Genomic DNA, 8,938 nt, shown 5'->3' on the forward strand with positions numbered 1-8,938 from the left:
GCGAGGAGGCCGGGGATCAGCCCTTGACGCCGCCGGCCAGCGCGAAGTTGCTGCCGGAGAGACGCTGCACGAGCAGGTACAGGACGAGGATCGGCACGGAGTACAACATGGCGAACGCGGCGAGCTGCCCGTAGGCGACGGCCCCGTTGGTGCCGAAGAAGGTGAAGATCGCGACGGCCGCCGGCATCTTCTCCGAGCTGAACAGCAGGACGAACGGGACGAAGAAGTTCCCCCACGCCTGCGTGAACACGAAGATGAAGACGACGCTGATGCCTGGGCGCATGAGCGGCAGGACGATGGTCCACAGCGCCCGCATGGCGGAGGCGCCGTCGACCCATGCCGCCTCTTCGAGGGAGACCGGCACCGAGTCCATGAAGTTCTTCAGCATCCAGATCGCCATCGGCAACGACGTGGCGGCCATGAACAGGATCACGCTGACCTGCGAATCGAGCATCTTCAACTGCACGAACAGCGCGTAGACCGGCACCATCATGGCCGTGATCGGCAGGCAGGAGCCGAACAGGACCGAGTACATGAAACCGCGCTGGAACCGCGAGTTGTGCCGCGAGAGCGGATATGCGGCGAGCACGCCGACGACGACGGTGATCAAGGCGGTGCCGAAGGAGATCAGCGCTGAGTTCCATAGCGGCAGCAGCGTCATCGACCAGTCGAACACCGAGGCGAAGTTGTCGAACGTCACACTCTCCGGCACCGAGATCGACACGGTGGCCTTCGGGGACACCGAGGAGAACACGATCCACGCGATCGGCACGAGGAACACGAGCCCGATCACGATCAGGACGGTGTTGGCGAGCCATGCGGAGCGGCGCTTCGCAGGAGACGCGACGGAGATCCGCTGCCCGCGCCTCACGGCGGGGCGGACGATTGCTTCGGTGGCGGTCATCAGTCGACCTCCGGCTTGAGGATGCGGATATAGAAGATCGCGAAGATCGCGCCGAGCACGAGGGTCACCGCAGCGATCGCCGTGCCGTAGCCGATCTGGGAGTACTGGAAGGCCTCCTGATAGGCGAGGACGGGAAGAGTCGAACTCGAGACGCCCGGCCCTCCCTTGGTCATCACCCAGATGAGACCGAAGGTCCCGAGCGTCTGCAGGGTGGTGAGCATCAGGTTCGTCGAGATCGAGCGGCGGATCATCGGGATGGTGATGAGGAAGAACCGCTGGGCGGCGTTCGCGCCGTCGATCTGTGCGGCCTCCATCACCTCGGGCGGCACTTCGTTGAGGGCGGCCCCGTAGACGAGCATCGAGAATGCCGTACCCCGCCAGACGTTGGCGAGGATGACGGCGAACATCGGGTACTCGATGAGCCAGCTCACGGCAGGGATGCCGATGGCCTCCAGCAGCGCGTTGAGCGTGCCGTCCTTCGAGAAGTAGGCGTAGAGGGCGAAGGCGGCGACGATCTCGGGCATCACCCAGGCGACGACGACGAGCGCGCCGACCACGCTGTTGACCGACTTCGAACCGATGCGCATGAGCGCGGCGACGCCGAGACCCAGCACGTTCTGACCGATGATCGCGGAGAACAGCACGAAGACGACCGTGAGGACCAGTGCGGTCCAGAAGTTCGGGTCGGTGAACAGCGAGACGTAGTTGTCGAGTCCGATGAACTCGGGCTGCGCCGCCCGATAGCCCGTGAGCGCGCGGTTGGTCAGCGATCCCCAGATGGCGTAGATGATCGGCCCGAGCAGGAACACGACCAGCAGCACCACGGCGGGCAGCAGCGGAACCGAGCGCATCAGTTCGCGGAGCGGGGCGCGCCTCCCGGCCCCGGTCTGCACCGGGGCCGGGCTGTGCGTTGTGGAAGCGGAGGTCACTGCAGGGTTCCTACTCGACCTTGTCCGCGCCGACGATCTGGGTGAGCGCGTCGTCATAGGTCTTGGCCGCGTCCTCCGGGCTCGCTTCTCCGGTGATCACCGATTCGGTGGCCTGCTGAAGCGCGCTGGTGATCTGCGAGTAGTCCGGCGTGGTCGGGCGGAAGTGCGTGTACTGCACGAGGTCGGAGAAGAACGCGAAGGTCGGGTTGTACGAGAGGTACGCATCGTCGGTCGCGACGTCTTCGCGGACGGCGATCTGGCTGTTCTCGGTGTCGTACTTGAGCGAGTTCTCCTGGTTCAACGCCATGGCGATGAAGTCGAAGGACGTCTGCGGGTGCTTCGTCTGAGCCCCGACCGCGAGGGTCCAGCCCCCGGACATCGAGGTGAAGCCGGGGTCGCCGCCGTCCTGCGTCGGCATCTTGGCGAGACCGATCGTGTCCTCCCAGCCCTCCCAGGCGCTTTCGCCGCTGATCCAGCCGCCGGGGAGCCACGACCCGTCGATGGCCATGGCGAGCTTCCCCTCGGGGAGCAGCTCCGTGGGGACGCGGCTGCCGATGTTCGAGTCGAGGGCGAGATCGAGCGGGGTCGCCAGATCGTTCTTGTAGAGCGTGTCGTAGAAGCCGAACGCATCCGTGAGACCCTCGGAGCCCACCGCCCACTTGTCGGAGTCGGCGTCATACAGAGTGGACTCGGTGCCGTAGAGCAGCATCTCGAGACCCTGCATCGACGTCTGCTCACCGGCGCTCTTGCTGCCGTAGATGTTCAGCGGGATCAGGTCGGCGTCGTACGCCTTCACCGCTTCGGCGGCATCGAGGATGTCCTGCCACGACGTGGGCTGCCAGTCGGCGGGGAGTCCGGCCGCGGCGAAGATCTCCTTGTTGTAGTAGATCGCGCGGGTGTCGGTGCCCATCGAGACGCCGTAGGTGCTGCCGTCTCCGCCGAGCCCGGCCTCCTTGGCGGCGTCGTAGAACTGGTCCCAGTCATCCCAGTCGGCGAGGTAGTCGTCGATCGGGAGCAGGTAGCCGGCAGCGGCGTCGGAGCGCAGCTGGAAAGTGTCTTCGTAGATCACGTCGGGCGCCGTGTCGGGCGAGCCGTTCATCAGGGCGAGCTTCGTGAAGTACTCGTCCTCGGACTCGATCGGCTGGAGCTTCACCGTCACACCGGGGTTCGCGGCCTCGAACTCGGGTTTGACCTTCTGGAAGAGATCATCGAGCTGGTGGAACGCGGACGTCATCTGATACGCGACGGTGATGGTGCGGTCTCCGCTGTCGGACGTCTCCGCGTCCCCGGATGCACCGCATCCCGAGAGGACGACTGCGCCGACCGCGATCGCGCCGACGGCGGCGAGGGGCTTCGTTCGCATCTGATTTGCTCCTTTGCATGCGGACCTCGCTGTTGAGGCCCTCAGACGGATAATCCTATCAAATGGGATAAATGGGTCGAGAGCAGCACGTAACAGTTCCGTCACGGAACGCATTCCGTCCGGCGGCAGCGGCCGCCCGCGGTCAGCGGCTGATCATGAGCCGTGACGGCCGTGCCGTGAGGGCATCGTCGAGCACGAGGCACGCGGCTCCGACCGCGGCTGAATCCGCTCCCATCTGCGATGGGCGCAGGTGCACGGGTTCCGTGGACGTGCTGACGGCGGAGGTGTGCACCCAGTGATCCAGCGCCGGGAGAAGCCGTTCACCGAGCCTCGACCACGCGGGGCCTCCGAGGACGACGATGCCGAGATCGAGGAGGTTGTTCACCTCGACGATCGCCGTCGCGAGGTGCCTCCCCGCGCGCTCCAGGGCCGCAAGCACTCCTTCGTCTCCGGCGGCGGCCAAGGACGACAGCAACTCGAGCTGCATCCGTGCATCCGCCGTGCCGCTCGGCGAAGTCGTCCGCTCCGCCTGGGCCAGGAGCACCCTCGGCTCCATGATCACGCCGATGCAGCCACGCGATCCGCAGGTGCAGAGCGGCCCCTCCGGGTCGACGACGATGTGCGCGATGTTGCCGGCGTTGCCCGTTTGCCCGTGCACCGGTGCCCCCGAGACGGAAAGCCCGAGGCCGAGGCCGGCACCGTAGTAGAGGAACATCGCGTCGGCGAGCTCCTGCCCCGCGTCGAACCACTGCTCCCCGACGACCGTCGCCACGACGTCCTTCTCGAGCAGCGTCGGCAGCCCGCTGACCCTTTCCAGCTCTGTGCGCACCGACACGTTGTGCCAGGCGGGGAGGAGCGGCGGATTCAGCAGGCGACCCGCGTCGCGGTCGAACGGCCCCGGGGCCGCCACACCGATCCCGAGCACGCGCTTAGCCGGAAGACGCGCCTCGACGATGAGCGATCGGACGCTGTCCCCGAGACGGCCCACGAGTTCGTCCGGCGACGCATCCGCGCCTCCGGGGGTCTGCTCGGTCCGTGCGACGACAGCGCCGGCGGCATCAACGACCACCACGGTGTCGACGGCCGGGTCGAGATGCACCCCGACCGCGTAGCGCGAGTCCGACCGCAGAGCGAGGAGCGTCCGTGGCTTTCCCGGCCCCGAGATGACCTTTCCGGTCTCTTCGATCAGCCCCTCGTTGGCAAGTCGGCGAGTGACATTGCTGAGCGTCTGCGTGGACAACCCCGTGCGTTCGGCGAGCTCGCTGCGGCTGAGCCCTTCCTCGGACCGGCGGATGAGGTCGAAGACGAGCGCCTGGTTGTAGACGCCGACAGCAGGGAGGTTCGACCCACGCTGCATATTCCGCTCCTCACCCGTGCGCCTCCGTCAGCGCGTGAACCTCATGATCGCCGCGCAGCACCGCAACGGTCAAACCCGGGCTCGCGGGTTCGAGAGTTCGCCCGCGTGCGTCGGGGGAGACGATCAGTTGAAGTCGCCGCCCGGGGCCATGTCCATGAAGCGGGAGTAGTGACCCTGGAACGCGACGGTGATCGTGGCGGTCGGACCGTTACGGTGCTTGGCGACGATCAGGTCGGCCTCGCCGGGGCGCACATCCTTGTCGTAGACCGAGTCGCGGTGCAGCAGGATGACCATGTCGGCGTCCTGCTCGATCGAGCCGGACTCACGCAGGTCGCTGATCGCGGGCTTCTTGTCGGTGCGCTGCTCGGGACCACGGTTCAGTTGCGACAGGGCGATCACGGGAACCTGCAGTTCCTTGGCGATGAGCTTGAGGCTTCGCGAGAACTCCGAGACCTCCTGCTGACGCGACTCGACGCGCTTGCCCGAGGTCATCAGTTGCAGGTAGTCGATGATGACCATGCGCAGGCCCTCGCGCTGCTTGAGTCGACGGCACTTCGCGCGGATCTCGACGAGCGTCATGTTGGGGCTGTCGTCGATGTAGAGCGGAGCGTCGTTGATGCGGCCGCGGGTCGCGGCGACGGTGGTCCAGTCGCGCGGGTCGAGGTTTCCCTTGCGCATGTTCTGCAGCGGGATCTGGCCCTCGGCGCTGAGCAGACGCATCGCGATCTCGCTCTTGCCCATCTCGAGCGAGAAGAAGACCGAGGGGATGTTGTGGCCGATGGATGCCGAGCGCGCGAAATCGAGCGCGAGCGTGGACTTACCCATGGCAGGACGCGCGGCGACGACGATCATCTGTCCACCGTGCAGGCCGTTGGTGAGTTCGTCGAGCTCCCGGAACCCGGTGGGCACACCCGTCATCGAGCCGTCGCGGCCGCTGGCGGCCTCGATCTCTTCGAGAGCCGCGTCGACGGCGATCTGCAGCGGGACGTAGTCCTCGGCGGTCTCGGATCCGGTGATCGAGTAGATCTCGGCCTGAGCGTTGTTGACGATGTCGGTCGCGTCGCCCTCACCCGCGTAGCCGAGCTGCACGATGCGCGTGCCGGCGTCGACCAGGCGACGGAGGATCGCGCGCTCCGAGACGATGCCCGCGTAGTAGCCGGCGTTCGCCGCGGTGGGGACGATCGAGGTGAGGGTGTGCAGGTAGTCGGCGCCGCCCGCGCGACCCAGCTCGCCGGTCTTGATCAGCTCGTCGGTGACGGCCACGACGTCGGTGGGCTCGCCGTGCGAGTAGAGCGAGAGGATCGCCTCGAAGATCAGCTCGTGCTTCGGGATGTAGAAGTCGGCGCCCTTGAGCGTCTCGATCACGTCGGCGACGGCATCTTTCGAGAGGAGCATTCCGCCCAGCGCGCTCTGCTCCGCGAGGAGGTCGTGCGGAGGGGTGCGCTCCGGCGGACGCTGCCCTCCCAGGCGCTCCTCTGAGATGTCGGCGATCGACACAGTCTTCCCTTCGATGCGACGTTTCCGATGCGATGTTCTGATGAGGCGCTTCGGCGGCGGGGCCGCGTGGCTCTCGGCCGACGAACCGCTTCGCACAGCGAAACAGGTGCCTCCGACATTCGGTCGCTCGCCCACGCTACGAGCGACGGTTTCCACATGCAACACGGCCTGTGGATAACCATGTGGAAAGCGTGCGGACAAAGCCGGAGTGTCTGTGCACAACGGGTGTGGATAACCCCGTGGATGGGTGACAGTTCAAACTTTTTTCTGCCGTTTGAACTGGTCTTTGTTGTTTCCCCAGCCTGTGGATGGGAATCAGTTTAAATCGCGCATTGAAGGTTGCCCCTCTCGGGAGGGGGATGTGTAGAACCTGGGGAAAGTCAAGCCGAGTTTTCACCGGGCGCGTCACAACCCGACATCCCCGGAAACGCGCGCAAAACCCCCTAGACAGAACCTCCCCTCGCGAGTATCGTCACCCGCAATCGACGCATCTGCGTCGACGTACGTTGCCTTCGGAGGGGGAGGTGGACGTGGACGTTTCGGCCACCCGACGCGGCGTTCCTGCCGTGGCCCTCTGGGGTGCCGTCGGAGCGCTCGCCTGGGCGACGCTCACCGTCCTCCTCGGCGGCGGTTCCGCGCACGCGGATGAGCAGCAGGACGGCCCGCTCGACGGGCTGACCTCGCTCGTGAATGAAACCGTGTCGACCGTCACCGCTCCGGTGGCGCCCGTCGTGTCGAAGGTCGTCGCACCCGTGGTCACGAAGGTCGTCGCCCCCGTGCAGAAGGCCGTTCCGGCCGTGGTCGAGACCGTGACGCAGGCCGTCGCCGAGACCCCGGTCGTGGGTCCTGCCACCGCCCCGGTCGTGCACGCCGTCACCGAGACGGCGGAGGCGGTCATCGCACCGGTCACCGAGGTCCTGACAGATTCGCCGGTATCGCAGATCACCGATCCGATCCTCGACACCGTCGCGGGCGTCCCCGTCGTCGGCGACCTGGTCACCGACCTCGGCGTGATCTCCGCCGTGGACGACGTCGTCGGAGTGGTCGATGACACGACCGCCCTTCTCGGAGAGGTGACGAACGGAACCGTCCCGCCCGTGCTCGAGGCGCTCGATCCGACGACACCCGACCCGACGACACCCGTTCCGACCCCGGGCACCGGTGTCATCGACCACTCCGACGACGTCGTCCCCGGCATCGCCGTCACCGCGACGGCCGCCGCGCCGGCACCGATCCTCGGCGCCTCGGGCGTCGCTTCCGCGCACGCCACGGCCCTCTCATCCTCGCCCGGCGTCTCCCTCGCGGGCTCGCAGTCTGCTCCGGCCGCGCAAGACACCGCGACTGCGCCCACCGGCTCCTCTTCCGGGAACCCGCCGGGCGCCCCTGCACCCGCTTCTTCCTCCGCCGGTCCCGGTGGGGGCTCCAGCCCTGCCCACGCGCGCCTCAGCGACGTGGCACCTGCTCCGCTCCGTGCTGGAGAGCGGACATCCGGCGCATCCGACGACGTGCTTCCTTCGTCGCCGGTCGCCGACACCGACGTCTCTCCTGACTGACGGTCCGTCACGTCGTTCCCCCGGGAACGACAGATGCCGTGCTGCGCGCGCACTCTGATCGCGCGCACCCATCAGACGATCCATCCAGTCAGGAGAAACGATCATGCGCACTTACCTCAAGCGGGCCCTGTGGGGCACGCTCCTCGCCGGGGGCATCACGCTCCTCGGCGCGACGGCCGCGAACGCGGCCGAGACATCCGGGGAAGACGGACTGCTCTCCGGCACGCAGGCGGAGACAGCGATCACGGCACCGATCTCGGCGGTCGGCAACGCGATCTCCGTGCTCGGCGACGTCGTCGCGGCGCCCGCCCCCGCACCGGCTCCCGCGCCGGCCCCAGCTCCCGCTCCGGCTCCCGCACCGGCTCCGGCTCCGGCTCCGGCTCCGGCTCCGGCTCCGGCTCCGACGACCAGCGGATCCTCGGGCACGGCATCCGGCACCCAGGCCGTCGTGACCGTGAACCTCCCCGTCACGGTGTCGGGCAACGCGGTGAGCGTGCTCGACGACAGCTCATCGACCAGCGCCCCGGCCGCAACTCCCCAGAACTCGGCTCCCCAGGCCGAGACCCCGGCCGGGGCGCCTCTCGTGACCACGAACGGAGTGGACGGCGTGCTCTCGGGCACGCAGGCGCTGCTCGCGGTCAACGCCCCGATCACGGTCACGGGCAACGCCGTGTCCGTGCTCGGCGACACCGAGAGCGCCCCGTCGAGCGGAGAGGCAGCCGCAGCACCGGCGTCCTCTGCGCCGACCACATCGGGCGCCACGTCCGGTGACGACGGGATCGGCAGCGGCACCCAGGTGATCGCGCCCGTCACGGCACCGGTGACGGTGTCGGGCAATGCGATCTCGCTGCTCGGCGACAGCGCGTCGACCGGATCCGGCACGGCCGGCACCGGCGGCTCTTCCGCTCCCGCCACGACGGCGGGAACCTCGGGTGAGGACGCGACCCTCGGCGGCACGCAGGCGATTGCACCCGTCACGGCACCCGTGAAGGTGTCGGGCAACGCGATCTCCCTGCTCGGCGACAGCGCGTCGACCGGATCCGGCACAGGCGGAAGCACGGCACCCACCGCCCCCGCCACTGGAGGCAACACCACCACCGGAGACGACGGCATCCTCGGCGGCACCCAGATCACCGCACCCATCACCGCCCCCGTGGCCGTGACCGGCAACGCGATCTCCGCCCTCGACGACGCCACCGTCACCGGCACCGGCACCGGCGGAACCACCGCTCCCGCCACCGGAGGCAACACCACCACCGGAGACGACGGCATCCTCGGCGGCACCCAGATCACCGCACCCATCACCGCCCCCGTGGCCGTGACCGGCAACGCGAT

General features: G+C 67.8%; 7 protein-coding genes. 2 read left to right on the forward strand and 5 right to left on the reverse strand.

Translation table 11 applies throughout. The features are described from left to right. Positions 1 to 16: 16 nt before the first annotated feature. From ACWGO6_RS08150 to dnaB, 5 genes are all read right to left on the reverse strand, one after another. A complete protein-coding gene (locus ACWGO6_RS08150; protein WP_452326418.1) occupies positions 17 to 904 on the reverse strand; it encodes a carbohydrate ABC transporter permease in 888 nt (295 codons plus the stop codon). After that, entirely contained in the window at positions 904 to 1,833 is a 930-nt protein-coding gene (locus ACWGO6_RS08155; protein ID WP_342589076.1) for a carbohydrate ABC transporter permease, read from the reverse strand. The genes ACWGO6_RS08150 and ACWGO6_RS08155 overlap by 1 nt, the downstream gene beginning before the upstream one ends. Positions 1,834 to 1,843: 10 nt before the next feature. Continuing rightward, on the reverse strand, positions 1,844 to 3,196 hold the full coding sequence (locus ACWGO6_RS08160; protein WP_452326419.1) for an extracellular solute-binding protein: 1,353 nt from the start codon (positions 3,194 to 3,196) through the stop codon (positions 1,844 to 1,846). Positions 3,197 to 3,338: 142 nt separating this feature from the next. Beyond that, the gene (locus ACWGO6_RS08165; RefSeq protein WP_452326420.1) at positions 3,339 to 4,553 is read right to left on the reverse strand and encodes an ROK family transcriptional regulator; all 1,215 of its coding nucleotides are present in this window, start codon (positions 4,551 to 4,553) and stop codon (positions 3,339 to 3,341) included. Between the two features lie 123 nt (positions 4,554 to 4,676). Beyond that, entirely contained in the window at positions 4,677 to 6,050 is a 1,374-nt protein-coding gene (gene dnaB, locus ACWGO6_RS08170; protein WP_136041971.1) for a replicative DNA helicase, read from the reverse strand. A gap of 530 nt (positions 6,051 to 6,580) precedes the next feature. On the opposite strand from dnaB, the gene ACWGO6_RS08175 reads away from it, so the two are divergent. Both ACWGO6_RS08175 and ACWGO6_RS08180 read left to right on the forward strand, forming a co-directional pair. Continuing rightward, positions 6,581 to 7,603 (forward strand): hypothetical protein, encoded by a 1,023-nt coding sequence (locus ACWGO6_RS08175; protein ID WP_136041972.1) that lies wholly within the window; start codon positions 6,581 to 6,583, stop codon positions 7,601 to 7,603. Positions 7,604 to 7,706: 103 nt separating this feature from the next. Next, a partial coding sequence (locus ACWGO6_RS08180) for a chaplin family protein (RefSeq protein WP_452326421.1) occupies positions 7,707 to 8,938 on the forward strand: 1,232 nt, incomplete at its 3' end.

Source organism: Microbacterium sp. NPDC055665 (assembly GCF_053618035.1).

Excerpts from the sequence above, each read along its gene's own strand:
- ACWGO6_RS08150 (WP_452326418.1), bottom strand. The coding sequence starts at position 904 with ATGACCGCCACCGAAGCAATCGTCCGCCCCGCCGTGAGGCGCGGGCAG.
- ACWGO6_RS08160 (WP_452326419.1), bottom strand. The coding sequence starts at position 3,196 with ATGCGAACGAAGCCCCTCGCCGCCGTCGGCGCGATCGCGGTCGGCGCA.
- ACWGO6_RS08165 (WP_452326420.1), bottom strand. The coding sequence starts at position 4,553 with ATGCAGCGTGGGTCGAACCTCCCTGCTGTCGGCGTCTACAACCAGGCG.